This is a genomic window from Hymenobacter sp. HDW8 (assembly GCF_011305775.1).
Classification (GTDB): domain Bacteria; phylum Bacteroidota; class Bacteroidia; order Cytophagales; family Hymenobacteraceae; genus Hymenobacter; species Hymenobacter radiodurans.
The window spans coordinates 1,944,958-1,971,228 of the sequence record NZ_CP049907.1 but is presented as its reverse complement, the minus strand read 5'-3'; the positions used below and the strand labels follow the sequence as shown (position 1 = coordinate 1,971,228).

At 55.5% G+C, this 26,271-nt stretch carries 20 protein-coding genes, 1 tRNA gene and 1 pseudogene; 9 read left to right on the top strand and 13 right to left on the bottom strand.

The features are described 5' to 3' along the window. Positions 1-41: 41 nt before the first annotated feature. Positions 42-233 (bottom strand): cold-shock protein, encoded by a 192-nt coding sequence (locus tag G7064_RS08095; protein ID WP_133271788.1) that lies wholly within the window; start codon positions 231-233, stop codon positions 42-44. A 286-nt stretch (positions 234-519) separates the two neighbouring features. On the opposite strand from G7064_RS08095, the gene G7064_RS08090 reads away from it, so the two are divergent. Both G7064_RS08090 and G7064_RS08085 read left to right on the top strand, forming a co-directional pair. Beyond that, positions 520-744, top strand: coding sequence for a hypothetical protein (locus G7064_RS08090; RefSeq protein WP_133271789.1), 225 nt, complete (start codon positions 520-522; stop codon positions 742-744). 59 nt (positions 745-803) lie between these two features. Next, on the top strand, positions 804-1,919 hold the full coding sequence (locus G7064_RS08085; RefSeq protein WP_166073190.1) for a hypothetical protein: 1,116 nt from the start codon (positions 804-806) through the stop codon (positions 1,917-1,919). A 95-nt stretch (positions 1,920-2,014) separates the two neighbouring features. On the opposite strand, the gene G7064_RS08080 is transcribed toward G7064_RS08085, so the two are convergent. The 3 genes from G7064_RS08080 to G7064_RS08070 all read right to left on the bottom strand — a co-directional run bounded on the left by G7064_RS08080 (position 2,015) and on the right by G7064_RS08070 (position 5,065). Then, the gene (locus G7064_RS08080) at positions 2,015-2,899 is read right to left on the bottom strand and encodes an SDR family oxidoreductase (RefSeq protein ID WP_166073189.1); all 885 of its coding nucleotides are present in this window, start codon (positions 2,897-2,899) and stop codon (positions 2,015-2,017) included. A gap of 86 nt (positions 2,900-2,985) precedes the next feature. Further along, entirely contained in the window at positions 2,986-3,855 is an 870-nt protein-coding gene (locus tag G7064_RS08075; RefSeq protein WP_166073188.1) for a hypothetical protein, read from the bottom strand. 214 nt (positions 3,856-4,069) lie between these two features. Further along, entirely contained in the window at positions 4,070-5,065 is a 996-nt protein-coding gene (locus tag G7064_RS08070; RefSeq protein WP_166073187.1) for a ComEA family DNA-binding protein, read from the bottom strand. Between the two features lie 238 nt (positions 5,066-5,303). Between G7064_RS08070 and G7064_RS08065 the strand changes: the two genes are divergently transcribed. After that, a complete protein-coding gene (locus G7064_RS08065) occupies positions 5,304-5,912 on the top strand; it encodes a DinB family protein (RefSeq protein WP_166073186.1) in 609 nt (202 codons plus the stop codon). Between the two features lie 3 nt (positions 5,913-5,915). Here G7064_RS08065 and G7064_RS08060 read toward each other — a convergent pair whose 3' ends face one another. Genes G7064_RS08060 through G7064_RS21910 form a run of 4 tightly spaced genes read right to left on the bottom strand, consistent with a single transcriptional unit; the run spans position 5,916 to position 8,529 of the window. Further along, complete coding sequence (locus G7064_RS08060) at positions 5,916-6,677, bottom strand: fatty acid desaturase (protein ID WP_166073185.1); 762 nt, start codon at positions 6,675-6,677, stop codon at positions 5,916-5,918. Next, the gene (locus G7064_RS08055; RefSeq protein WP_205711196.1) at positions 6,670-7,425 is read right to left on the bottom strand and encodes a DUF4166 domain-containing protein; all 756 of its coding nucleotides are present in this window, start codon (positions 7,423-7,425) and stop codon (positions 6,670-6,672) included. The genes G7064_RS08060 and G7064_RS08055 overlap by 8 nt, the downstream gene beginning before the upstream one ends. 52 nt (positions 7,426-7,477) lie before the next feature. Continuing rightward, positions 7,478-8,152, bottom strand: coding sequence for a DoxX-like family protein (locus G7064_RS08050; protein WP_205711195.1), 675 nt, complete (start codon positions 8,150-8,152; stop codon positions 7,478-7,480). After that, the gene (locus G7064_RS21910) at positions 8,116-8,529 is read right to left on the bottom strand and encodes a hypothetical protein (RefSeq protein ID WP_205711194.1); all 414 of its coding nucleotides are present in this window, start codon (positions 8,527-8,529) and stop codon (positions 8,116-8,118) included. Before G7064_RS21910 ends, G7064_RS08050 begins: the two co-directional genes overlap by 37 nt. A 162-nt stretch (positions 8,530-8,691) precedes the next feature. Here G7064_RS21910 and G7064_RS08045 point away from each other — a divergent pair, with 162 nt between their 5' ends. Beyond that, on the top strand, positions 8,692-14,877 hold the full coding sequence (locus G7064_RS08045; RefSeq protein WP_166073184.1) for an alpha-2-macroglobulin family protein: 6,186 nt from the start codon (positions 8,692-8,694) through the stop codon (positions 14,875-14,877). 150 nt (positions 14,878-15,027) lie between these two features. Beyond that, positions 15,028-15,444 carry a hypothetical protein gene (locus G7064_RS08040; RefSeq protein WP_133271800.1) on the top strand — a complete coding sequence of 139 codons (417 nt, stop codon included), beginning with the start codon at positions 15,028-15,030 and terminating at the stop codon, positions 15,442-15,444. Between the two features lie 138 nt (positions 15,445-15,582). Here the strand turns inward: G7064_RS08040 and G7064_RS08035 are convergent, their stop codons facing one another. The 4 genes from G7064_RS08035 to G7064_RS08020 form a co-directional block, all read right to left on the bottom strand. After that, entirely contained in the window at positions 15,583-15,912 is a 330-nt protein-coding gene (locus G7064_RS08035; protein WP_084446342.1) for a 2Fe-2S iron-sulfur cluster-binding protein, read from the bottom strand. 164 nt (positions 15,913-16,076) lie between these two features. Continuing rightward, the gene (locus G7064_RS08030; protein WP_133271801.1) at positions 16,077-17,093 is read right to left on the bottom strand and encodes an NAD(P)/FAD-dependent oxidoreductase; all 1,017 of its coding nucleotides are present in this window, start codon (positions 17,091-17,093) and stop codon (positions 16,077-16,079) included. 282 nt (positions 17,094-17,375) lie between these two features. Beyond that, positions 17,376-17,449, bottom strand: a tRNA-Arg gene (locus G7064_RS08025). 115 nt (positions 17,450-17,564) lie between these two features. Continuing rightward, positions 17,565-18,284 (bottom strand): TVP38/TMEM64 family protein, encoded by a 720-nt coding sequence (locus G7064_RS08020; protein ID WP_240935813.1) that lies wholly within the window; start codon positions 18,282-18,284, stop codon positions 17,565-17,567. A 219-nt stretch (positions 18,285-18,503) separates the two neighbouring features. On the opposite strand from G7064_RS08020, the pseudogene G7064_RS08015 reads away from it, so the two are divergent. Continuing rightward, positions 18,504-19,642 (top strand): annotated as a pseudogene (locus tag G7064_RS08015) (cystathionine gamma-synthase). A 359-nt stretch (positions 19,643-20,001) separates the two neighbouring features. Further along, positions 20,002-22,824: a TonB-dependent receptor gene (locus G7064_RS08010; RefSeq protein WP_166073182.1), complete on the top strand. Its 2,823-nt coding sequence runs from the start codon at positions 20,002-20,004 to the stop codon at positions 22,822-22,824. A 73-nt stretch (positions 22,825-22,897) separates the two neighbouring features. Here G7064_RS08010 and G7064_RS08005 read toward each other — a convergent pair whose 3' ends face one another. Further along, positions 22,898-23,896 (bottom strand): flagellar motor protein MotB, encoded by a 999-nt coding sequence (locus tag G7064_RS08005; protein ID WP_240935812.1) that lies wholly within the window; start codon positions 23,894-23,896, stop codon positions 22,898-22,900. Between the two features lie 173 nt (positions 23,897-24,069). On the opposite strand from G7064_RS08005, the gene G7064_RS08000 reads away from it, so the two are divergent. Both G7064_RS08000 and accD read left to right on the top strand, forming a co-directional pair. Then, a complete protein-coding gene (locus G7064_RS08000; RefSeq protein WP_166073181.1) occupies positions 24,070-25,119 on the top strand; it encodes a class I fructose-bisphosphate aldolase in 1,050 nt (349 codons plus the stop codon). 121 nt (positions 25,120-25,240) lie between these two features. Continuing rightward, the gene (accD, locus tag G7064_RS07995) at positions 25,241-26,149 is read left to right on the top strand and encodes an acetyl-CoA carboxylase, carboxyltransferase subunit beta (protein ID WP_133271807.1); all 909 of its coding nucleotides are present in this window, start codon (positions 25,241-25,243) and stop codon (positions 26,147-26,149) included. The last annotated feature ends 122 nt before the right edge of the window (positions 26,150-26,271 follow it).

The following is a 26,271-nucleotide window of genomic DNA, read 5'->3' as shown; positions in this document are numbered from 1 at the left end:
AACTAAGAAGGAAATCTGAGAAATTACTCTTATAGCTGAGCCTAAATGCGCTCAACCTTCACGGCATTCAGTCCTTTTTTGCCTTCAATGATATCAAACGACACCCGATCATTTTCGCGAATCTCGTGAATCAGGCCTGTCTGGTGAACGAAAATTTCCTGATTGTCCTCATCCTGAACTATAAAGCCGAAGCCCTTCGACTCATTAAAGAATTTTACTTTGCCCGTTTTCATTGACAGATACTAACTAAGGTTGGGGTTAAATAATGACCAAAATTAAGGCTATTTTCTTATCCGTGTTACTAGTTGAGCTGATAAATAGCCGGGAAAGAGCAGCTTTAAAAGCATGATTGGGGTGCCCAGGGCTACAAATTGGGAAGAATAGGAATGGCTTTAATCGCCTTGTATGATAGCGCTAGCAGGGTTTGCCGGCCGCTCGCTAAAATCAACTCTGTGCTAGCGGGCGCGTATAGTTACTAGTAGCAATGCCCTAGTTTTTTCATCTTAAATAGTCCGCCCCATGAAAAACGAACCTGGAAATAAGAACGAGAATCCCATTCCTGAAGGCCTTTACACTGATTCTCATGCCGCCGCGTCGAGCGAATCGTTGGCTGCTTCGGAAATGAGTGTCGGGAAGGGCGCCGTAACAGGCGAAGAAGGCAAGGAAGAAAATAAAGAGGCCAACCCTTTAGTGATGGGACAAAATCCCGAGAGAGAACGCCTATCGGGCAACCGAACCAACTAAACTGCCAAGAAAGCGGGGCATTGACCTCAATAGCTCAACGCCGCTTGCTACCTGAACTTATGGAAAATGAACAGCCTGAACAAAACGCTAAGCTTGACCCTGAAACAGGCAATCCGCTGGCGAATAGCCGTACGCAGCCCGAAACGCCGGGCATGACGGACCACTCGTCTGCCGGGGCTCCGCTTCCCAAAACGGCTCCAGCTGCCGCTGAAAACCCTGAAGATATTAACGACCGTCCTGTACTGGACACGCCCTATATCGACCTCGCTAACGACCCAACTATAGAAGTGCCGTACGGCGGTAATTTTGGTAATAGTACTCAGCCCGTTTTTCAGGACGAGGATAGACTGGAAAATCAATTGAGCGGTCCGGGCCGCGGCGAATTTGGCCCCCAAAATGTTGGCTCAACGCAAGGCGGCTATGGCGACCAGTTCCGCGCCGATGAAGTGTACGGAGGAAAGCTGGGCACCCAGCAAGCCACCAGAGGTGGTTATGAAGGAGGAAAGCCGGAGAATAATACGGCCCCAACTGCCGCGCAATACTCAAGTGCCCCACTGCCAGATCATCCGGAGGGCAGCACGTTTGGCAATGAACCCGGTACGCCCCGCAGCGGTACCACAGTGGACAGCCACTATGAGAACGATAATGATTCGCCCCGCAGTGGTGCCGGCTTTAGCGAGGACTATGGACGTACGTCGCTAGGCGGCAGTTCAAGCAACACCTCTTCAACGGCAGGGGTAAATTTGCCCCCCAACCAACGGAATCAGACCGAGGACTATCGGCCTTCGCAGGAAGGTCACGACAGCGATGGCTTGGCTTTCCGGCCAGTGGCTACTGAGCCGCGTACTACCGAACTGGGTGGGCGTGATGAGCCCGGGCCGGCGGGTGAGCCTGAAGCTCCCACAACTAGCACCGGCTCAGCTTCCCGCACGGGCTACGTAGAGTCGGATGGGGAGCGTAGCCAGAGTGGTGATGCAGCGGAAGGTATTGGGTCGCGCGGCGGCTCTTACAATGACTCCAACGCCAACAAGAACACCGGCGGGGCATCGGCCGAAGAATCGAGGCGTGCTGAAAACAACCAGGCTCCGGTGCCTCCGCGCGCCGACGACAACAGCGACTACGGCACCACACCGCGTCGCAATGCCGGCCGCGACAACGACCCAGAACGGCAGTAAATCCGTGTCGCTTTTAGACTTTTGACTTACATTCCACACAAAAAAGCCCCCCAGACTAGTCTGGGGGGCTTTTTTGTGTGGAATGTAAATGACCGTTAGGACGCTGGCAGAAAGCAGTGCTGATTGTCGTGGGCAAACTGCTCGATAGTGTGGGGCGCGTGGCCGGTGAGCTCTTGCACGGTGGAAGTGGTATGGGCCGCGTAGCCAGCTCTGCTGATGGCGTGCAGCTCCAGCAAAGCATCAGTCAGCCAAGCGGGTAGCTGCTGAGCCATTGCCTGTCGGGCAGCAGCTTCGGGGACATCTACGTACTCAACTGCCCGACCACACGCCTTGCTGATGGCCTGCGCCACTTCCTGCCCACTGACAGCCGCCGGCCCGGTCAATGTGTAAGCCTGGCCGTGATGCTGGTTTATGTCGGCCGTCAAAATGGTGGCAGCCACGGCGGCAATATCACGCACATCGATGTACGCGACTTTTGAATCACCCAACGGTAGATAAAACTTGCCCTCATGCCGGATGGAGTGGCCGTATTGCTCCGCGAAGTTTTGCATAAAGCCCCCTGGGCGTAGGATGCAGTATGCCAGGCCGCTTTGCTCCAAATACTTCTCTACCTCGCGGTGCCAGCGCCCGAACTGTATTCCCGGTTCGGCATCGGCCCCGGCCACCGACAGCCGCACAATCTGACGTACACCCGCCTCCTTGGCAATATCGATAAACTGCTTGCTGATTGCCACCTGATCGTCGGTAACGGGCGTAATCATGAATACCCGACCCACGCCGGTTAGGGCAACGCGCAGGGTTGCGGGCTTATGAAAATCCATTTCTACCAGCTGCACGCCGGAAGTAATGTGGCTGAAACGGTCGCCCTTAATAAGGGAGTGCACGCCGGCGCGCACCGTTAGGCCCCGGTTGGCCAGGGCCAATACTGCTTCGGTGCCTACAGTGCCCGTTGCGCCAGTAACCAGAATTGTATGCGACATGTGGTAGGTGTTGAGGGGTGAAGTTGAAAGAGCAGCGAGTGACGTGCTCGTATGCTAAACGTACTGATTCCTGCTTTCAGCAGCTATTATTTCTTCACGTAAGCCGCCCGGAATATTTTTCCTTTCTCATTGCTGAGCAGAAAGTCGTGGTCGTTGATAAAAACGATGGCCTCGGCCTGTCCGGTTTGCGGAAGTGGCAAGCAACTCTTAGCTCCGTCAAAAAGCTTGGCACCCGCTGTGCGCTCAATCAGGTATGCGTAGCCGTAGCCCAGCAAGGCCACCGTACGTCCATCCGGGCTGATGTCGGCGGCAGTAATCCAGGTATTCATTTGCATGCTGTCTACCAAGCGGGCCGTATAGGTGCCGGGGCGGGCAGGCAACACATAATACTTTACCCAATTGCCCTCACCGCGGTTTTTGGTAAATAAGTGCAGGCTATCCTGATAAAAGAAAAAAGCTTCACAGTCGAAATTGCGGGCGACTTTTTTGGGTGGAAACGCTCGCTGGTCGGGATACTCAAACCGAATCGTGTCAACTTCCTTCAACTCGGGGCCGCGGAGGCGATAAATGGCCAGGTTGCGACGCTTATTCTGGTTGTTGCCAAAGTCGCCGATGTATATGTTGCCTTCTTCATCCCGTGCTAAGTCCTCCCAATCGATGTTGGTGAGCGGCGCCAAATCCAGCTCCTGGAGCTTATCGCCCTGCATGGTTACTTTGTAGAGCTTGGCCGTGTTGCCACCGTCGCCGTGGGTCCAGAGGTCGCCTTCCTCATTGGCAATTTCCAGCCCCGAGCTTTCCACTACTTTATCTTTCTGCAAGCGGCCCACCTGCTTCACTTGGTAAGTCTGGCTAATCCGGTCGAAGTCGCCGCGCCCTTTGTCGTTGGCACAGCCACAGAGCACCGTATGAAAAAAGATGAGAAGGGGAAAAAGCTTGTCGCGTAGCAATAAGGCCATGGAATGATGAGTTAGCAGAATGCCGAATGCGATGCGCCGAATACGCTTGGCGCCACGTATTGCTCATCCATACGAAAGGCAAACCCAAATAGGCGAAGCAAGGCGCAAAACATTAGCCTAGCTTCCCTCCGCTATTACCCAAGGATTTACTTAATAAAAAAGCCCCCCAAGGCAACGCTCCCGGTTAGGCGCGACTACAGACACACCGGCGATGCTAGAACCGCAGGTAAGGCTGAAGTTTCTCAAACGTTGCATCGTCGAGGATGCGGATTTTGCGCAGGTCGGTGGCTTGCTGGTAAGGGCCGTGCTGCTGCCGATACGCCACCAGCACCCGACCCAGGCGCAAACCCACATATGGGTGGTCTTTTAGCTCAGCCAGCGTGGCCTTATTTACATCAATGGCCGTAGGGGTGAAACTCGCCGCAACGAACGTGTATTTGCGCAGGCTATCCACAAGGTCGGGGGGCAAATTGAAGATCTCACTTAGCTGCTCTTCTCTAGAAAAGCCCCCCAGCCGCGCCCGATAAGTCACCACCCGGCTCGACAGTCCCCGCCCGATACCCCGAATCTGCATAAGCTGGGTTGTGTCGGCCGCGTTCAGGTCGAAAGGAGCCAGATTGGTTGGCTTGCGTGGAAACTTGCTGGCCGGAAACGCAGAGGTTCGCTCCGGATAGCGGTTTTTGGTGGCAGCGTAAGCAGTGCGAGCGGGCAACTCATCAGGCAGCAGCATATACGGTGCAAGGCGAGCGTACACGGAGTCGGGGAGACCATACGTGCGACGGATCTGGGCTTTGGCTTTAAAGCCCTGAATAACATCGCGATACTTCACCATGCGCTGAGCTACGTAGCGCGGCACCCCGCGCGCTTCCCAATCGGTGGCCGACAATGCATTTGGGTCGAACGCAGCAAGTGCTACCTGCGCTACGGGCGGCTGGGGGGCTTTTTGGCGGGGGTAGCGGTTGGCGTAGGTGCGCGGCCGACGGGTAGCAGCCAGTTCGGCGGCCAGAGCGTCAAGCTGCTGTTGGTCGGCTTTGGGATTGTAGTGCGGGAGAGCCGGCTGAAGCAACTGCGGCAACACCAGCCAGAGCACGAGTAGTAGCAATAGCACTACAAACCCGGACGTCTCGCGGCGCGAGAATCCAAAATACCGCCGCACCGCGTCGCGTAGGGCTATGTGCGGGGCTTTGCGCGGGCGCTGATGCTTAAGCACGAAGAAGGTAGAATATAACTAAAAACTGATACTAGCTACTCACGTAAATCAACCGGCGCATTTGCATAAATCAAGCCTTAAAGCGGTTGCAGTGCAATTAATTTATGATCAGCTAAGTTAAAATAGCTGAATTGCCCGCTGAGCGAGGGTATGAAGTGCGGGCTAAAAATTGGCGAAAACCGCTGTAGCCCGTATCATTACGTATTCAATTTTCGTTCTGCTGCTCACGCCCTCACCTATGCCCTCTGCCGTCATTCGCACCACTGAGTTTTTTGACCAGCTTGCCGCCACCGTGCAGGCGGTTCGTGGGGTAGTGACGCAGCGGCTGCGGCATCTGAGCGAAGATCAACTAAACCGTCGGCCTTCCCCAGATACTTGGAGTGTGGGGCAATGCCTAGAACATCTTACCATCGTGGGTGGGCATCATCTGCCGGCAGTGGTTCGTAAAATCAAGGCCGCGAGTGAGCGGGGCACCAAGCCAGCTGAGACGGTAAAATCAGGCTTTATTGGGGGGCGGCTTGTGCAGGCTATGCGCACGCCCGTTAGTCAGAAAGCCCTTAAAACGCCCCAGCGCTACGCCCCCAGCGGCAGCCGCCTGCCCCGTACGGTAGTAGAAGTATTTGGCCGTCAGCTCGATGAAATGTTGCACCTCATTGATCAGGCCAGGACCATAAACGCCAACCGCGTACGCATTCCTAATCCGCTGATTCCGCTGCTCCAATTACGCCTCACCGATGAATTTGCCTTCTTGGTAGCGCACATAGAGCGCCATATGGCGCAGGTAGAGCGCGTACTGCAAGCCACCAAGCGCCCCCAGGACGAGACAGAAAATAAGCCAGCCGAGTAAGCATTAAGGATGATGCTCGTGCTCTGGAGGGGCTGGCAACTCGGCTGCTGCGCGGGGCAATAGTGCCGTGGGCACACGCGGATAATGGTGGTGCACATGGTGAAATGCAAACGAAGCGACTACCGGTGTCCAGATCTGCGCGAGCGAAGCCGCTACCCGTGCTGCGGGGTTCTGAACAGCTAAGTGGTGCGGAATATAGGAGGCCCAGATTGGCATGGTAGCGCTCATAAAGAAGGCCACGCCCCAATATACCAACCCGACCAGGGAGCCCGCAAAAACATACAGCCCTACAAAAGCAGCCAGCAAAGCCACCGTATACATTGTCTCGATAAGCTGCTTGCGGCGGGTGTGGGGGGCAATTCTCCACGACTCACGGCGCAGCGTCAGGATATGGTAGGGGCCTTGCCACAGCACCCGCGAAAACCGCCAGTTGGCAGGCGCACCTTCTGGGTCTTCCTCCGTAAGGCAGCGACCGTGGTGACGCAAATGCGTTACCTGCATGGCGTGGCCACTTTTCAAAATAAGCAACGCGCTAAGTGCCAGTACGCGCTCATTCGCGGCTTTAGACAAGCCCAGCGCATGGTGCATGGCGTCATGCATCTGCACGAAAGCCGCCAAGCACACTGCTACTGCCAACGGGACCGCGACCCACCACCAGCCGGCCAAAGCGGCGGCTACATAAAGTGCGGCCAGCACCCACGGGCGGGCTAGTTCAATCCGGCGCTGCTGGGTGGTGAGCTGTAAGTGGGCGGCGACTTTACTCATAATAGTGATAGTTAAGTAGAGGTAATGACAAGCAGCAGATTGTGGCTAGTATGCACCGTAACGGCGCTTTATTCTCGTCTTTCCTCCCGTCGGGGCAAGGCATATGCCGGAATCCGTTCGGGGGCAATTCTTGCCAGCGGGGCTGAAACGAGCCATGGTAACCGAATAACTTTCCAAACGTCGGGTTGCGCACTTCTACCTTGATGCGGTAGCACGCGGCGGCATCATCATACCATTCCTCTACATCGGCCAGGCCGGAGAATAGCATAGGAAAGCGAAACCAGAACGGCCCCTCATAAAACCGCTGCTCCCCGGAGCGTAGTCGCAGTCCACCTCGTTCCGACACCGACAAATCGATATCCACGGCCAGATGCTGATGGGTGCCTAGGTAATCGACAATGCGGTTGCGCCCGGTGCTACGAATCATAGTTGCGTCGAAGCAGCGGGTACGCTTCGGAAAGGAGAAGCGCCGAATCCACGACACGGTTTCACGCCCAAAGGAGTCGCGGTAAGCATAGTTTTCGATGCGGAACGGCACATTCTGGCCCGCATCGGGAAACATAATATGGCGTAGCAAACCGATACGCAGGAAAGGCTGAGTATAAAACGGGCCGTGCCACACACGCTCCATAGTACCCTCGCCAATAAAAGCGCGGTGGTCGTCGCTGGCAAAAGCCAGCCGCTCCTGCATTCGCGGATGAAGCTTAGTAAACTCAGTGCCTAATTGCTGCTGGTAGATAGAGGCCATAAAGAGGGTAGAGAAAGCGAATAAATATCCGGTAGTTCGGCGTCTAGCTAGCTCAGACTGGTGCCGTGGGTGGCGGCTGGCGAAGGCAATTGCGGGCACTCGGCAAATCATTGAGGCTAAGCAGCCCTACGGCGGCCAGCACCAGCATAGAAGCGTTGAGCGTAACGGGATTAAAAGGCGCCACGAAAATGGCCGGCTGGCTAAAAATGGCCCCCAGTCCCAATACCACGAGCCCGAGCATATTCAGCCAATATACAGGCCGCAAATACCGTAGCGGCAGCAGCCAGAATAGTAAGCCAAACACGATTTCACCCACGCCCACCGCGCTTGCCACGTATCGGGCGGCTTCAGCCGTGAAGCCCGCGCCTTGCAGAATACTTAGCTCACCGGTATCCGGGTAAAGCAGCTTGGGCACTACACCCTGATATATCCAGCAAAAGCCTAAGACCAACCGAACTACTAACTGAATAATTGCTAGGCGAATAGAAGCACTTGGCTTGATGCCCTTCTCTAGCCAGAGCCGCAGACAGTCGAAGCTCCAGGCGGTAGCCCAGCCCATAAGGGGCCGAAACGCAAGTCGGTCAAGCACGCGGCCGGGTGCCCCAAAACGCGTCTGATAATCGTAGCCCGTAAGAAAGCGCAGGCCCTCCGGCGTCGGGACGTATTTCCAATAGCCAGCCCCGGTTTGGATCAGCGAAAGCCACTCATCCGACCAAAATTTAAGCACCGAAGTACGCTCGCCATTTTTCTCTTTGGTGCCAACACTTTCCCCCGACCAGCCACGCCCAAGCCAAAGCCGATGCGCGTAGCGTACAGAAACTGTTGGGGCTCAGAATCTACAGAGCGGGGCAGGTAGCGAATCTCGGTAAAGCGCAAATCCCACTGCTGATGTAAGTCGGGTTGCTGGGTATGGTCCCAGAGCGCGTCCATAGGACAGCGGATCAGGGTTTCAACGTAGATAGGCGGGTTTTTCAAAAGCGCAGGCCGGGTAGCAAACGGCTGAAGAAAGGTAGGCGAAGCGCGGCAGGAAGGCAAGGGAAATAACAGATAAGTACTGAGCGTTGGAGGCAGATAATCAGCGCTCAGCTTTGAGGTGGCACGCATGGTTGCCGAAGCAAGCGGGGGGGCTTTTTGGCGTTCAGTTTTTATTGAAAATGCCTGTGGCTGAACTGATCCGTAAAAATTATCAACTGCTTTATGGAATCAGGGCGAGTTGCGCATCAGGTTTTTACCAACTTACCCACCGCTTTCTATTCCTCTATCCCTATGCGTCTTCTTGGCTTATTATTTTTGCTGGTACTCGTCATGATTAGCCCCACTTCTACCTCGACGCCCGACCCCAAAAAATGGCGCCAGATTGACGCGTTGTTAGCCAAAGATCAAACGGCCTCGGCGGCCAAGCTCGTCGATGAGATTTACCGCCAGGCCCGGCAGCGCCAGGATACGCCGGAGTACCTGCGGGCTGTGCTGTATAAACTGCGGCTGCTGGAAGAGAAGGAGGAAGACGCGCAGGAAAAGGCAATTGCCTTGGTGGAGGCTGATCTGAAAACGGCCAAATTTCCGGCCCGGCCCATTCTGCATAGCCTGCTGGCGCAGCTCTACGCCCGGTACTACGATGAGCATCGCTACCAACTCTACGACCGCACCACCCAGGCCAGCCCCGACTCAGCTGATATTCGCACCTGGGATGCCGCCCGCCTGGGCAGCGCCGTAGTGCGCCACTACCGCGCTTCCGTGGCCGATGAGCCCCGGCGCCTGCAACAACTGACATTAAAAGAACTGGGCTACGCCGTCCGCCCAGGCGATGCGGAAGGCCAGGCGCTGCGCCCCACGCTCTATGATTTGCTGGCTCACCGAGCTGTTTCGGGCCTGGAAAACGATGAGTTCTACATTACAACGCCCGCCCAGCAGTTCGAGCTTCAGGATAAAACGCTGTTTGGCCCCGCCACCGAGTTTGCTAATTTAAAGCTGAGTGCGCCGGCCGCCGATTCACTGAACGGACAGTTTCATGCCCTACAAATACTGCAGCAGCTCACGGCTTTTCGTCTGCAAGCCAATAATCCAGCGGCCCTGGCCGACGTGGAGCTGGAACGCCTGCGCTTCGTGCACGAGCATACAGAGCTAGCTACCAACGACGAGCTATACCAGGCCGCCCTGGCCCGTAGCGCAGAATCGTTTAAAGCCCTGCCCATATCTACCCGGTTTCTGGCCGAGCAGGCTGAAAGCCTCGAAGAAAGTGAGCCAGCTCAAGCCCGAAAAATAGCCCTAGAAGCCGAAAAACGCTTTTCAAAGTCTCTTGGGGGGCAAAAAGCCTTGGCGCTCCGGCGGAAAATTGAGGCGGTGGAAGTGGCCTTCACTACGGAAGAGGTGATACTGCCAAATCAGGCGTGGCTGCTGAAGCTGGACGTGCGCAACGCCCCCAAGCTCTACGCGAAGGCGTACCGAATGAGTACTGCTTTAGCCAGCCGCCTGCGGGAGCGGCCTGAAGCATACCAAAACCAAGACTGGCAGAAAATACATGCTCGCGCCTTAAACGCTGCACCGGTAGCGGCCTGGACGCTAGCTTTGCCTGGCCCCACTGATTACGAGAGTCACTCGATACAAAATGCCGGGCCGGCGCTGCCGCTGGGGCGCTATCTGCTGGTGCTAAGCACGGCGGCCGACAATCCTACCCAAAAGCGCGCCGGCGTTACCACCGTGTTCGCAGAGCTGAGCGTGAGCGAGTTAAGCCAGCTGCGTCGTCGCGACTCTGACCAGGAAGGAGCGGAACTGCTGGTGTTGCACCGTCAAAGCGGACAAGCACTGGCTGGGGTGCAGGTAGTGCCTTTTTTTCAATACTACGACCAAGCGAGCCGCGACTACAAGCGCCGTCGCGGGGACGCGCTTACTACCTCCGCCGAAGGGCTGACTCGCATAGCGCTAGGACTCAAAACGGGGGACAATACCCAGCTGGGCGGCATTTTGCTTACTAAAGGCCGCGACTCATTGCTGGTAACGGAAGGTGGCTACTACTTCCCGCGTCGCAGCCGCAACCCCGAGCCAGAGCAGGCCGAGCGGCAGGCGTTTTTGTATACCGACCGCGCTATCTATCGTCCGGGCCAAACGCTGTACTTCAAAGGCATTCTAACCGAAAGTCTGGCCGGTAAATCCCATTTGCTAACCAAGCAGGCTGTATCGGTGCGGCTACAGGACGTGAATGGGCAAACCGTACAAACGCTGCCCTTCACCACGTCTACGTTCGGTTCATTTCACGGCTCCATCGTGCTGCCCACGGGCCTGTTGAATGGCGAAATGAGCCTGCAAACCGAATTTGGCAGCGTCAGCTTTGCGGTAGAAGACTACAAGCGGCCTACGTTTCAGGTTACATTTGAGCCAGTGCAGGGCACGCCCGTGCTGGGGCAGGAGGTAACCATGCGCGGCAAAGCCACGGCCTACGCTGGCCAACCCATCGATGGGGCTGCGGTAAGCTACCGCGTCACGCGCCGTACGCTGTGGCCTATGTTTGGCCGGGGCATTGGTGGCGGCCGGCCCGAGATGGAGATTTTGAGCGGCATAACTCAAACCGATTCGGTGGGGGGCTTTTTGGTAAAGTTTGTGGCCAAAGGCGAGGAACTTGGCAAAAATAAGAGCGGCCCGTGGGAGCCCGGCCACGTGTTTGAAATAACCGCCGACGTAACCGACGCAGCCGGCGAAACCCGTACCGGCCAGGAGCAGGTGAGCATCGGGAAGGAAGCCCTGACATTGCGCCTGGAACTGCCCGAGCTGCTGAACCGCGAAAAAATGCCCCCCATACGGCTGTTCAGCACCAACGCCGCAGGCGAAGCACAGTCTGCCCGCGGCACGCTGAGCCTCTACCGCCTCACGCCACCCGCCCGCGCCCTGCGCCCCCGGGTCTGGGAGCGGCCCGAGCGTGAAGGTCTGAGTCCGGAGGAGTTTAAACGCCTGTTTCCGCTGGATGCTTACGCCAAGGAGGACAACGACAGCACCTGGACCCGTACGCTGGTGCTAACCCAGGCATTTGATACCGAAAAATCGGTGCTCCTGCCTGCGCTGAACGCCCCAATAGCTCAGCAGCAGCCCGGTCGCTACCTGCTGGAAGCCACAGCCGCAACCAACGCAACGGGGCAGCCAGCCAAGACGGAGCAACGATTCACCCTGTATGCGTCTTCGGCCAAAACACTGCCTATTCCTACGCCTGATTGGTTTATCTCGCTGCAGGACAGCGTAGTGCCCGGCCAGCCGGCCCGTTTCCTGATAGGCAGCTCGGAAGCGGGAGCACGCGTGTTGCTGGAAGCGGAGGCTAAGGGCGAAAGCCTGCGCCGCGAATGGCTCACGCTAACGGCGGGCGAACAGCGGCTCATAGAAATTCCGGTGCCGGCTAGCCTCGGCGAAACCCAGCTCTACGTGCATACCACGCAGGTGCGCGACAATCGCCTGTACACGCACACGGCGCCGGTGCAGATAGCCACGCCGCCCATGCCGCTCGTGCTCAGCATCGCCACCTTCCGTGACAAGCTACAACCCGGCCAGCGCGAAACCTGGCGCGTTACCATCCATCAAACCAATGGGAAGCCCGCCGATGCGGAGCTGCTCGCCACGCTCTACGACCAGTCGCTGGATGCCTTCCGTCCGCATTCATTTAGGGCGCTGGAGTTTCCAAAGCCCTATCAGCCGGCTATGCTGGCGTGGCAGGGCCAGTTTGAAACGAAAGAGTCAACTGAGCTGATGAATCAGAATGTGGCAGGGCCTAATGTGCGGGACATTGCTTATCCGCATATCAATATGTGGGGTTTCGATGGAGAAGATGTGGAGCAGTATGACGTAGAGCGAAAGGCGAGTACTACTAAATTTACTCCGCCAGTGATAAAGCGCGACGAGGAAATGATGGTGACTAGTGGTAATGCAGCACCACAGATGGCAAAGATGCGTATGGCTCCACCGCCTCCGCCTAGGGATGGAAGTGCAGAAATGATGGATGAAATTCCAGATGAAGAAGTGCTTAGAGATAAGCCTCGCGAGGTAGACTTTTCGGCCATCCAAGCCCGTAAAGACTTCCGCGAAACGGCCTTCTGGCTGCCCGAACTACGCACCAATGCCCAGGGCGAAACTGTGCTGGAATTCCAGATGCCCGAAGCCGTGACGCGCTGGCAGCTGCTGGCTCTGGCCCACGACCAGCAACTGCACAGCGGCCTGCTGCGCCGGGAGCTAGTGACGCAAAAGCAGCTACAAGTAACGCCCAACGCCCCGCGCTTCTTCCGCGAAGGTGATCAACTACGGCTCACCGCCAAGCTCAGCAACCTCACCGACCAGCCCATGCAAGGCACGGCCCAGCTGTTTCTACTCGATACTCGCACCCAGCAGCCATTGGAAGGCACCGTTCTCAAAAGCGCGGCTACCCTCAACTTTGACCTGAAGGCCAACCAAAGCAACGCCCTGGCCTGGAACCTCGCCATTCCGGAAACCGCCGAAGGGCGGGTGCCGCTGGAGGCCATTACCTACCGTGTAGTGGCCCAGACAACAGCTTCGAAGCAATCCAAACGCAAAGCCAAAAAAGCCCCCCAGGCCGCCGTTTACTCCGATGGGGAGGAAAACACGCTGCCTGTGCTATCCAACCGCCTGCTCGTGACGGAAAGCCTGCCGCTGCCGATTGTGGGGCCAACTACGCGGGAGTTTGAGTTGAAAAAGCTAACCAGCACTACCTCGCCCACGCGCCGCAATTATTCGCTCACGCTGGAAATGACCCAGAACCCCGCGTGGTACGCGGTGCAGGCGCTGCCGTATTTGATGGAGTACCCATACGAGTGCTCGGAGCAAATCTTCAGTCGGCTGTACGCCAATCTTTTGGCAGCGAAAATTCTGCAAAGCAACCCGCGCCTCAAAACAACCTTAGCCGAGTGGAAGCGTGCCGCCCAGGCCGGCGACAAAGCAGCGCTGGCCAGCAAGCTGGAGCAAAACCAAGAGCTGAAGAGTCTGCTGCTGCAGGAAACGCCTTGGGTGCGCGACGCCCAGTCGGATACGGAGCGCATGCGCCGCCTCACGGAGCTGTTCGACGAGCAGCGCCTGCAAGCCGAAACTACCCGCGCTCTCACCAAGCTGGTCCAAATGCAGCAACCCAACGGCGCGTTTCCTTGGTTTGAGAAGATGCCCGACGACCGCTACATCACCCAGCTCATCGTGACCGGGTTCGGCAAGCTGAATAAGCTCGGAGCTTTCGATGCCAGCAAAAACGAGACTGGGGGGCAAATTTTGCGCAAAGCGCTTGCTTACCTCGACGAGCAGCTACAGCGCGACTACGATGTCCTGCGCAAGCAGCCAAAAATTGACCTTAAGCAAAACCACCTCGCCGACCTGCACATTCAGGCCTTATACGGCCGTAGCTTTTGGCCAAACGAGGCTGTAGCGAAGTCGGCGCAGCCAGCTTACGCTTACTATCAGCAGCAAGCCGCCACCTACTGGCCCGCCCAAACCCGCTACCTGCAAGCCCAGACGGCGCTGGCTTTGCACCGTGGCAAAATGGCCCCCACCGCCGTGCGCAACATCTTGCAGGCTCTCACCGAAAACGCACTGCACTCGCCGGAACTGGGAATGTATTGGAAAGAAGTGCGCGGCGGCTATTACTGGCGTGAGGCGCCCACCGAAACCCAGGCAACATTAATTGAAGCCTACGATGAAGTACAGAATGACCAGAAGGCAGTAGATGAAATGAAGCTTTGGCTGCTTAAGCAAAAGCAAACCCAGAACTGGGAGAGTACCCGCGCCACCGCCGATGCCTGCTACGCCCTGCTTCTGCGCGGCTCCGACTGGTTGCAGCCCGCTCAGCCCATACAGGTAACGGTAGGCGGCGCCTTGGTGCAGCCTACCACCCAACAGGCCGGCACCGGCTATTTCAAAACCACTTTCCCCAGCGCCAGCATCAAGCCGACCCAAGGAAAAGTAACTGTGAAAAAGACTGATGCTGGCGTAGCCTGGGGGGCGCTTTACTGGCAATACTTCGAGCAGCTGGATAAAATAACGCCCGCCGCCACTCCATTGCAGCTGGAGCGTCAGTTGTTTCGGGAGCGGCGCACGGCCGCTGGCCCAGTGCTCGAACCGCTCACGGTCGGTACGCCATTACGAGTAGGGGAGGTGCTGGTAGTGCGCCTGACCCTCCGCACCGACCGCACCCTAGAGTACGTGCATCTGAAAGACCAGCGCGCCGCCGGACTGGAGCTGATCAGCCAGGTATCGGGCTACCGGTATCAGGGCGGGCTGGGCTATTATGAGAGTCCGCGTGATGCCGCTACCAACTTTTTTATGGGCCAGTTACCGAAGGGAACGCACACATTTGAGTACCGACTGCGGGCAGCTCAAAGCGGTAATTTCTCGGGTGGTCTGAGCCAGATTCAGTGCCTTTACGCCCCTGAGTTTACGAGCCATTCGGCCGGCCAACGACTACATATTGGGTCTAACTAAGCTCCTTAGTAGCCCGAATTTTTTATTCCCTAAAATCGGGCTCAACAGCACTGAAAGGCCGTTTCCAGTGAGTTAAAGCCTATGCAGTCTTGTCTGGGCACCATTCAGGTCTTACTTTTGCGTCCTCTTAGCCCTTTTTAAGCTATGCTGATGCGTCAACTATATGTGCTTGCCGGGCTGCTTTTATGCAGCGCACCGGTGCTTGCCCAAGGCAAGAAAACAACCCAAATTTCAAGCTCTTCCGGTCATTTTACAGTACCCGTTACACCAGCTTTGCCCGGTGAGGAAAAGCTCTCCGCCAGGGAGCGCGTCGAGCGCGATTTGCTGATGCCGGTGCGCCGCAAACAAGCAGCCCTGACCCTGCAAGAAGCCAAGCAAGCTTCCGCTGAAATCACCGCCCGTGGCCTAGAGGCTGCCGAAGCCAACGCCGCTGAAGAAGCCAAAAAAGCCCCCCAGCCAACCGTCGCGGAGTCTCAAGCTGCCTTGCCTGTTGCTCAGCCTAAAGAGGCTCCCGCCGTCAAGCAGAAATCACCTATTAGTCATAAAAAGTTTCGGCGTCGTCGGTAGGGAGGCAACTGCCTCATCCCGACTAAGCAACCCGATAGGTTTGCACAATTCACAATCACAAAAAAGCCCCCAGAATAGATCTGGGGGCTTTTTTGTGATTGTGAATTGTGCAAAGACCTGCAGTCTAGAGCACTTTATTTAGATAATAGGCATCAGCCGCACTACCAGCCCATCGAGGCGGGGCGTAATGCGGATTTGGCAGGAAAGGCGGCTGCCGGGGCTGAGTACGGGCAGCGTTTCGAGCATATACATTTCTTCGTCGCCGGGCTCGTCGAGGGCCGGACCGGCTAGTACTTCCACATGACAGGTGGCGCATAGAGCCATGCCGCCGCAGGTAGCCTGAATATCGTAGCCGCTGGCCTTGAGTACCTCCATCAAGCTGAGGCTCATATCGGTAGGGGCCTCTATTTCGCGCCGCTGGCCGGGGGCCTCCTCCACGTATACTCGAACTTCGGTAGCGTCAGTCATTGAGTTATTAGTTGGTCGTCAGTAGTCGTATCAATATTATCAATTAAAATTGGTGCTACGCAAAAATCATTGTCATCCTGAGGCACGAAGGACCTTCTCGCATATGAACAAATCGTTCTTCGGTGAGAAGGTCCTTCGTGCCTCAGGATGACAATGATTGCTACTTACATCGTCGGTACGCCGTTCACAGTCGTGTACTTCAATACATACTTCTTATCCGGGAACATGTATTTGTAAGCACCCTGGGCCATGAGGGCAGCCTCGTGAAAACCGCACAGAATCAGCTTCAACTTGCCCGGATATGTGTTGATGTCACCAATGGCGTACACGCCCGGCACGGAGGTCGAGTAGTCCAGCGTATCTACCTGCACCGCGTCGTTATCCAAGCCTAAGTTCCACTCGCCGATGGGGCCAAGCTTCGGCGTGAGACCAAACAGCGGAATAAAGGCATCAACAGGCAGGCTCTCGGTCGTGCCGTCGTTAGCGGTGATAGTCACGGCTTCCAGGTTGTCGATGCCGTGGACGTGGGTCACGTTAGACGACAGCACCAAGCGGGCACGACCAGCTTCGTGCAAGTTTTTCACCTTCTCCGCCGAATCGGCCGCGCCGCGGAAGGTAGTGCCGCGATGCACCAGCGTTACTTCTTTGGCAATATCAGCCAAGAAAATAGTCCAGTCGAGCGCCGAGTCGCCACCGCCGGCAATCACAATGCGCTTATCGCGGAAAGTTTCGGGGTCGCGCACCATATAATATACACCGCGGCCCTGCTCAAAGCGCTCCAACTCATCGATAGCAGGCTTGCGAGGCTCAAACGAACCCAGCCCACCAGCGATAGCTACGGCTTTGCACAGAATCTCCGTGCCATCGGTAGTGAAAAGCTGAAACGAGCCGTCTTCGAGCTTCGCGAAACGCTCGACCCGCTCACCGAGGGTGAAAGTGGGGTGAAAGGGCTCAATCTGACGCATCAGGTTGCGCACCAAGTCACCAGCCAATACCTCGGGAAAACCGGGAATGTCGTAAATGGGCTTCTTCGGATAAATCTCGGTCAGTTGACCTCCCACGGCGGGCAGCGCGTCTACCACATGGCAGCGCAGCTTCAACAACCCAGCCTCAAACACCGCAAACAGCCCCACCGGGCCAGCTCCGATAATACAGATATCGGTCGAAATAGTATTCAGCATGCAATCAAGAATCAGCGAAAAACAAACAAACGGCCTTGAGCCGCCTGAATAACAAACAAAGCCCCGGAATCGTTGGGTCCGCCTTCACGAATGATACGCGGCTACTAAGTTTAAGCTTTGCGGGTGCAAAGATAAGTTCAGGCAGCCGCGTTTTTGGTATTGGGGGGCAAAATGTGCTAGGCCATGTTATTCGCTTGTCCAATCATAAGGCATTGATAACCTTGCGGACCAGAAACGAACTAAATAAAAAAGCCCCCCAGCATCATGCTGGGGGCTTTTTCGTGGTCGTGTAAGGAGTCGAACCTTAAACCTCCTGATTCGTAGTCAGGTGCTCTATCCAGTTGAGCTACACAACCATTATCCCGCTTGGGGAGCGCAAAGATAATCGCTAAAATTTCAGACGTCCAAGCCGGGGGGCGTTTTTAGCGTAAAATTTTGCTAGAAAACGCGCAAACGGCTGAGCCTCAGATTTTATTTTTCAACGGTTTTTTCGGGGTTGCGGTTCAAAGCCCGTTTTAGGGCGCGGTTGAAGAGGTAATAAAGCCCAAAAACCGATACGATAATCAGCCCAATCACTAGCAGCTTACCTGCCGTACCCGTGTCGGGGTCGCTGACGAGGCTGATCACATCCTGCGCCTTTGTACCCAGCCAATAGAAAAACAGGCTGCGCGGCAGCATGCCCACCACCGAGGCCAGCAGAAATTTGCGCCGGTCGATGCGCATCACGGCCAGCACGAACGTCATAAGGGCAAAAGGCAGCACCGGCGAGATGCGGGTAAGCACAATGAGTTGCCAGCTTTCAGTTTTCAACTCCCGCATTACCGCATCGGCTTTTGGAAAGTGACGCAGAAAGCTGAGCATACGGCCGTGGTCCAATGAACTGGCTATCTGATAGCCGACCAGCGCGGCCAGCGCGTACGCCACCACCATACCCGGCAACCCAGCCCAGCCAAAATAGAACCCCGTGACCAGCGCCACAAACGTGGTGGGCGTGAAGGCAAAGGCCATCATAAAGGCGATGACCACGAAGTAAAGCGCAGTCTGGGCGGGCGTGAGCTGCTGCAATAGCGCCTGATTGCGGTAGAGCAGGAAAGTGAGCGAAGAGCTACCCAACACCGGCAAGGCCACCAGCAAAAACATGGAAACCAGCGTAGACGCGTTTTTTTGGAAAAGCTCTTTGAGTACAGACATAGGCAATAAACAAATCGGGCCGACTGTGCGCAGCCGGCCCGAAGGTAGAACGTAAACTCTACGGTAAAGGCTACGCGCTGACCCAAGACGAAAGAAGTACATAGTAGCAGAAGCTATTCTGGGGAACGGCAGCTTGCCAAAAAATAATCGCGCAGGCCGTTTTACCTTTGAGCCCGCTTGTCCCACCCCGTATACTCTACTTTTCGCTTCGCTTTTTCTATGAAATTCGGAACCAAGACCATCCATGCCGGCGTGCATCCTGATCCTGAGACAGGGGCCATCATGACGCCTATCTACCAGACTTCTACTTATGTGCAGCGCTCGCCCGGCGACCACCGCGGCTATGAGTACTCCCGCACGCACAACCCCACCCGGACCCAGCTTCAGGACTCGCTGGCCGCTCTCGAAAATGGTAAGCACGGCTTAGCATTCGCCTCCGGTATGGCTGCCACCGACGCTATTGTGAAGCTGCTTCAGCCCGGCGACGAGGTGATTTCAACCAACGACTTGTATGGTGGCAGCTACCGCATTTTTACCAAGGTATTTGCCCCCCTGGGTATTAAATTTCACTTCGTGCCCATGCACGACATGAGCGCCGTGCGCGAGAAGGTAACTGAGCGCACCAAGCTGATTTGGGTAGAAACGCCCACCAACCCGCTGCTCAACGTGATTGATATTGCCGCCGCCGCTGCCGTAGCCAAAGAAGCTGGTGCCCTGCTGGTAGTGGATAATACCTTCGCCACGCCCTATCTGCAAACTCCTCTCGACCTGGGGGCCGACATGGTAATGCACTCGCTAACCAAGTATATGGGCGGCCACTCCGACGTGGTAATGGGGCAATCATCGTGAAGGACGACGAATTGCATGAGCGCCTGCGCTTCCTGCAAAATGCCTGCGGTGGCACGCCCGGTCCTCAAGATTGCTTCCTGTTGCTGCGCGGCATTAAAACATTGCATATCCGCATGCAGCGCCACTGCGAAAATGGTCGCGCCGTCGCAGAGTTTTTGAAAGCGCACCCCAAAGTGGAGAAAGTGTACTGGCCCGGTTTCGCTGATCATCCTAACCACGATATCGCGGTCAAGCAGATGAATGATTTCGGTGGTATGATCAGCTTCGTGCTCCAGGGCGACCGCAAGGAAGACGCCATTGCCGTGCTCGAAAAGCTGGAACTGTTTGCCCTTGCCGAGAGCCTTGGTGGTGTAGAAAGCCTCTGCGGCCACCCAGCCACCATGACTCACGCCAGCATTCCAGCCGAGGAGCGTCGCAAAGCTGGGCTCTCTGACTCACTTATCCGCCTCAGCGTAGGTATTGAGGATATTGAGGACCTGATCGAAGACTTGCGCCAGGCCATAGGCTAACGGTAGCGAAACCAAAGTAAAAGCCCGGCTGCAGAGCCGGGCTTTTTTTGTTAAAAAAATCGAGGGGTTATATATTAGAAATAAATCATTTATACTAGAGATAAAATTCAGCTACTTAAGCATTTTCGTATTCGAAGCAATGCCTCTTTTATCACCATCAACTTACACCTTACCGACTGTGGCAATCAGTCAGGATTGTTGTTGCTGATTTCACTATTAAGCTGACGCTTTCTCATTTCTTTTCGGATACCAGGTACGCAGTGTAAGCGGGTTTTAGCCGCTTGTCCGACTGCGGGATACGCCACCGTTGTGGCTGTTAGCTTACTCTGCCCCATTCTTTCAAACCTCCTCTTTCTTGTATGAAAAAATTACTACTCTTTCTGGTGTTCGTGCTAGCATGGGCGCCAGCATGGGCTCAAAATACCACAGTGACGGGTCGCGTGCTCGGTGGAAACGGCTCAGCTCAGCCGGGCGTCACGGTGCTGCAAAAAGGCACTAATAATGGCACTAGTACTGACAATGATGGCCGCTATAGCATTCAAGTGCCTTCAGATGCCGTGTTAACTTTTTCGGCTATTGGCTCGGCTACACAGCAAATCAATGTGAGCGGCCGCACTAGTATTGATGTGCGCTTGCAAGACGCTACCACCGACCTCAATGAAGTGGTAGTAACTGGTTCGCGGGCAACGGAAGGCCGATCTAATATCCTGACTACGGCCCCCGTTGATGTTATTTCGGCCCGCGAGATCAAGGCTTTTGCCCAAACAGATATTTCTCAGGTTCTCACTTACGCGGCACCTTCGTTTCAGTCGTCACGCCAAGCCATTTCCGACGGCACCGACCACGTGGATCCGGCCAGCTTGCGCGGCCTCGGCCCCGATCAGGTTCTGGTGTTGGTAAATGGTAAGCGTCGTCATAACTCAGCCCTGGTGAATATCAACGGTACCGTGGGTCGCGGCTCGGTTGGTACCGATTTGAATGTGATTCCTTTGGCTTCTATCAAGCGCGTGGAGGTGCTACGTGAGGGCGCAGCAGCCCAGTACGGATCCGACGCAATTGCTGGTGTTATCAACATTCAGCTGAAAGATGATACGACTGGTGTGTCGGCCAGTGCAACCGGCGGTCAGCACTACGAAGGGGACGGCGAAGTATTTCAGGCCGACGCCAACGTAGGTATTGGCTTGGGCGGCCGCGGCTTTTTGGATGTCAGCGGACAGTTTTTAAACCGAGGCTACACCAACCGCACCTTTGAAGATACTGCTCCACTTATGTACTTGGGTGGCAATGGAGGCAATTACCCCGGTGGAACGGCGGCCGATACAGAGCAGGAGCGGCGTGACCTGAAAGCGCAGGACGATGCCATTGTTGCGGAGCGGGATTTCAATCGCAAAAACATGCGCGTGGGCAACTCCGAGTCGCGCAACTATGGCGGCTTCGTAAACGCGGCCTATCGTCTTGGTGGAACCGTAGAAGCCTACGTGGCTGGCGGTGTTACGCATCGCACGGGTAAGGCAGCCGGTTTCTATCGTTTGCCCAATCAGCTTACCCAGAGCGACTTGACCATCTTCCCCGATGGCTTCCTGCCCTTCATTAACACTACTATCAACGACCAATCGGCTATTGTGGGGCTGCGGGCTACCGTGGGGGGCTTTTCTGCTGACTTAAGCAATACGTACGGCCGCAATGAGCTCCAATTCGATATCTCGAACACCGTAAACGCTTCGCTGCCCCAAGGCCCGGGCATCCGTAATCCAACGGAGTTTTATGCCGGTAAGCTTAACTTCAGCCAGAACACTACCAACTTAGGTTTCTCGCGCAAATTCAATGGAATAGGCCCGTTGGCGACACTGAACGTGGCTTTTGGTGGCGAGTTTCGGGTTGATCAGTTCGAGATCAGTGCGGGTGAGCCAAACTCCTATATTAACGGTGGCCGCCTGATCGGCACCACGCCTACAGCCTCAGGGTCGCAGGTATTCCCAGGCTATCAGCCGTCGGATGAAGTAGATAAGTCGCGTAATAACGTGGCAGGATATATTGATTTGGAAAGTGATATTACCGAGGATCTATTGGTGCGCCTCGCTGGCCGGGCCGAAAACTACAGCGACTTCGGCTCCAACGTAAGTGGTCAAGTAGCCGCGCGCTACAGCTTTCTCGAAGGATTAGCTCTGCGGGGCTCCTTTGGCAATGGCTTCCGGGCGCCTTCGCTCCAGCAGCGCTACTTCACGAATACCAGTACGCAGTTTGTGAGCGGTCTGCCAAACCAAGTTCTAACTGTAAACAACGACAATCCCATTGTGCGCAACAGCTTCGACGATCCTAACCAAAAAGGATTTGGAGTGGAGGGCCTAAAGCAGGAGAAATCGGTGAATTATAGCTTGGGCGTGACGGCGCGCGTGGCCCGAACCATTACCCTGACCGTGGACGCTTACCAGATTGACATTGATGACCGGATCGTATTGTCGTCGCAGTTTGTACGCGCCAACCCTACGGTAAACACGATTTTGGGAACGCTGCCCGTGAGCAGAGTGCAGTTTTTTGCAAATGCCATTGATACGCGTACACGGGGCATCGACATCGTGGCCAACGAGCGCCTGACCTTGGGCGAGAAAAGCCGCTTGGGCATTACAATAGCAGCCAACTTCACGGAGACAAAAGTGCGCAGCTTCAACAGCTCGTCTTCTACCATCAATAACGACCAAACGACTGGCACGACCAACCTGCAAAACACGCTCTTCGATCGGCAGCAGCGGACTCGTCTCGAGTCGGGCCAACCTCAAAGCAAGATTAACCTATCCGCGAACTATGGTTATGGCATCTTCGGAATCGAGGCTCGGGTGGTGCGCTTTGGTGAGATAAAATTTGCCGACGCTGACCCCGCTCGCGCTGAACTCGTTGATCAGACCTTCTCGGCCAAGTGGATTACGGACCTGACGTTAACGGCCCAGATTCTCCCGCAAGTTGGTGTCTCACTGGGCGCTAATAACTTGTTCGACGTGTACCCCGACAAGTTTCGCCTCCACCCGCGCAACAACCCCAACAACTTCTCAGTTGACCCAGCCACTAGCTTCAACTCGGGCCTCGACAACACGAACCGCAACCGCTTCGTGTATAATGCTGGTCAGTTTGGCTTCAATGGCGGTTACTACTTTGTGCGCCTCAACGTGACGCTACCTACCAAATAACTATCGTCATTCGCTTTAATAACAAAAAAGCCCCCAGATACTATCTGGGGGCTTTTTTTACTGTTAAGCTGTTCTATTTAGTTAGCTGTGGCGCGCTGGTGTTAGAGTCCAGTATCTGGAATAGCTCGTCCAGCTTAGGCGTGAGGATAATCTCAGTGCGGCGATTCTTTTGGCGAGCTACGGGCGTTTTAGCCACATCTACCGGCACGTACTTCGAGCGACCCGAGGCCGTTACGCGCTCCGGCGTAACACCGTTGGTAGTCAGTAAACGCGCAATTTCAGTAGCTCGCAGCACGCTCAGGTCCCAGTTGTCCTGCATACCGGCGGTACCTTTGCTGATCGGTACATCGTCGGTGTGGCCTTCCACTACTACGTTCACGTCGCGCTGCTCTTGGAGCACGGCTGCTAGTTTCTTGAGCGCATCCTGGCCTTTAGGATCCACTTTGGTAGAGCCTGATTTGAACAGTAGCTGCTCGGATAGCGACACGTACACTTTGCCATCCTTGAGCTGCACTTGTAGGTCGCTGTCGTTGAAGCTAAGCAAGGCTTTGCTCACTTTGGCGCGCAGGTCGTTTACAGCTTTATCCTTCTCGGCCAAGGCTTGCTGGAGCTCAGCTAGCCGAGCTTCGCGGGTTTTCAGGTCGGCGGTCAGCTTATCGATTTCCGTCTGGCTTTTGCCTAGTTCCGCCTCGCGGCGAGCCAAGTCCTGAGCTACTTTGCTGTAGTCCGCTGATTTGTCGGCTAGGGCGCGGTCGGTGTTTTTGAGCAGCTTTTCAAAGCTGCTGTTTAGCTCGCCGTACAAGTTTTGGGTTTTGCGCAGCACGTTGCCCGTCTGGGTCGAGTCAGCTACCAGGCGCTTATTATCGAGGCGAAGCTGGGCAAGTTCGTCGCTGGCTTTCTTTAATTCGGCTACGGCTTGGCGCTGCTGGCGCTCCAGGTCGGCTTTGGCTTGCTCGGTGGCCGTTTGGCGGGCGCGCAGGTCATCGTATTTTTTGGAGGCAACGCAGCCGGGCAGCAACGTGGCGGCCGTCAGGCACAGCGTCCCGAGAAAGAGCGTAGAAGTTTTTTTCACAATAGAACGGTGCTTAACAAAGAGTTGGGGGGCAAATTTAACTGCGTGCAACACCCCGCAGCAAGGTAACCATGCCTAGCCCCAACTTCCAACCATTCATCCTTCTGAAGAGATTTTCGACCTATATTTGCCCCCCATAGTTTCCCGCTCCCGTCTCACCCAAAAAACCGCGCATGGCCTCTTATTCTGATCACAGCGCCGACACGCAGGCGTTGCTTCAGCACGAGTGCAAGACGATTGATAAAGGCTTGCTGCACCAGCCCGGCCCCGATTTTCTGGACCGTTGCTTTGTGCCTTCCAATCGGACGCCGCAGGTGCTTCGCTCGCTGGGGCAGCTGTATAATCATGGGCGGTTGAGCGGAACGGGTTATATGTCGATTTTGCCCGTCGATCAGGGAATTGAGCATACTGCCGGTGCCTCTTTTGGCCCGAACCCGATGTATTTCGACCCCGAAAATATCATCAAGTTGGCCGTGGAAGGCGGCTGTAATGCAGTAGCTACCACCTTCGGTACCTTTGGAACGGTGGCCCGGAAATATGCCCACAAGATTCCTTTTCTAGTTAAAATAAACCACAACGAGCTCCTAACGTACCCCAATAAGTTCGACCAGATTATGTTTGGGTCGGTGGAAGAAGCCTGGAACCTAGGCGCTACGGCTGTGGGAGCAACAATTTATTTTGGCTCGGAAGAGTCGAACCGGCAGATTATAGAGGTGAGCCAGGCGTTTGAGCGGGCGCATGAGCTGGGTATGGCCACGGTGCTGTGGTGCTATACCCGCAACAACGCCTTCAAAACCGCTGACAAAGATTACCACGTCTCCACTGATCTGACTGCGCAGGCTAATCACTTGGGCGTCACAATTCAAGCGGATATTATCAAGCAGAAGCTGCCCGAAAACAACGGCGGTTTCCGCGACCTAAAATTTGGCAAAACCCACAAGGCCATGTACGAGAGCTTGTCGTCGGATAACCCGATTGATCTGACTCGCTACCAAGTGGCCAACTGCTACATGGGCCGCATCGGTCTGATCAACTCTGGCGGTGAAAGTCTCGGCGCCGGCGACTTAGAGCAAGCTGTTAAAACGGCTATTGTGAATAAGCGCGCTGGTGGGCAAGGACTTATTTCGGGTCGTAAGGCTTTCCAGCGCCCGTTCGCCGAAGGTGTACAATTGCTCAACGCCATCCAGGACGTGTACCTAGACGGCGATGTGACAATTGCTTAGCGTTTCATAGAGAAGGAAAACGGATGAATGAGGAACTAGCTTTTGAACGTTCTTTTTGTTTAAAATCGCCCCCATTTTCTGATTCTCCCTTCTTTACCCCTCATTTCTCATTATAGAAAGTATGTCCTGGTTTAAGCGCGTAGAGAAAGGCATCGTCACCCCGACGGAGCATAAGAAGGAGACCCCGGACGGCTTGTGGTACAAGTGTCCGGAGTGCAAAACCGTGTCGCCCATGGTAGAGCACAAGCGCCGGCAGTATACCTGCGCCAAGTGCAACCACCACGCCCGCATCGATTCGGCCGAGTATTTCGAGGTTCTGTTCGATAATAATCAGTTCACTGAACTTGACGCCGAGCTGTCCTCCGCCGATCCACTACACTTTGTGGATACCAAAGGCTATCCGCAGCGTATTGTAGCCACTCAGCAGCAAACTGGGCTGCGCGATGCTGTGCGCACAGCACACGGCCAGCTCAATGGCCTCGATCTGGTGGTGGCTTGCATGGACTTTAAATTTATTGGCGGCTCAATGGGCTCAGTGGTAGGGGAGAAGATAGCCCGCGCCATCGACTACGCCCGCCAGCACCGCATCCCTTTCCTGATGATTTCAAAATCGGGTGGGGCAAGGATGATGGAAGCCGGCTATTCGCTGATGCAGATGGCCAAAACCTCGGCCAAACTCGCTATGCTATCCGAGGCCGGCATACCCTACGTTTCTTTGCTCACTGATCCAACTACGGGTGGCGTTACGGCTTCCTACGCTATGCTGGGCGACTTCAATATTTCGGAGCCCGGCGCGCTGATTGGCTTTGCCGGTCCGCGGGTTATCAAGGAAACCATTGGTAAAGATTTGCCTAAGGACTTTCAGAGCGCTGAGTTCGTGCTGGAGCACGGCTTCCTCGACTTCATCGTAGACCGCAAGAACCTCAAAGCGCAGCTTACCGATCTGCTTACTATGCTGCGTCCCGCGCCTGAGGTACTGATAGAAGCGCTGCCTTTACAACATAGCCTCCGAACAGCTGGCACTGCCTGAAGCTGAAGACCATAACATCAAAAAAGCCCCCCAGATGCGTAAGAACATTATCTGGGGGGCTTTTTTAGTTGCCAAACCTGATCAAGGAGTTCCAGCAAGGTTTTTGATAGCACTAGTAATAT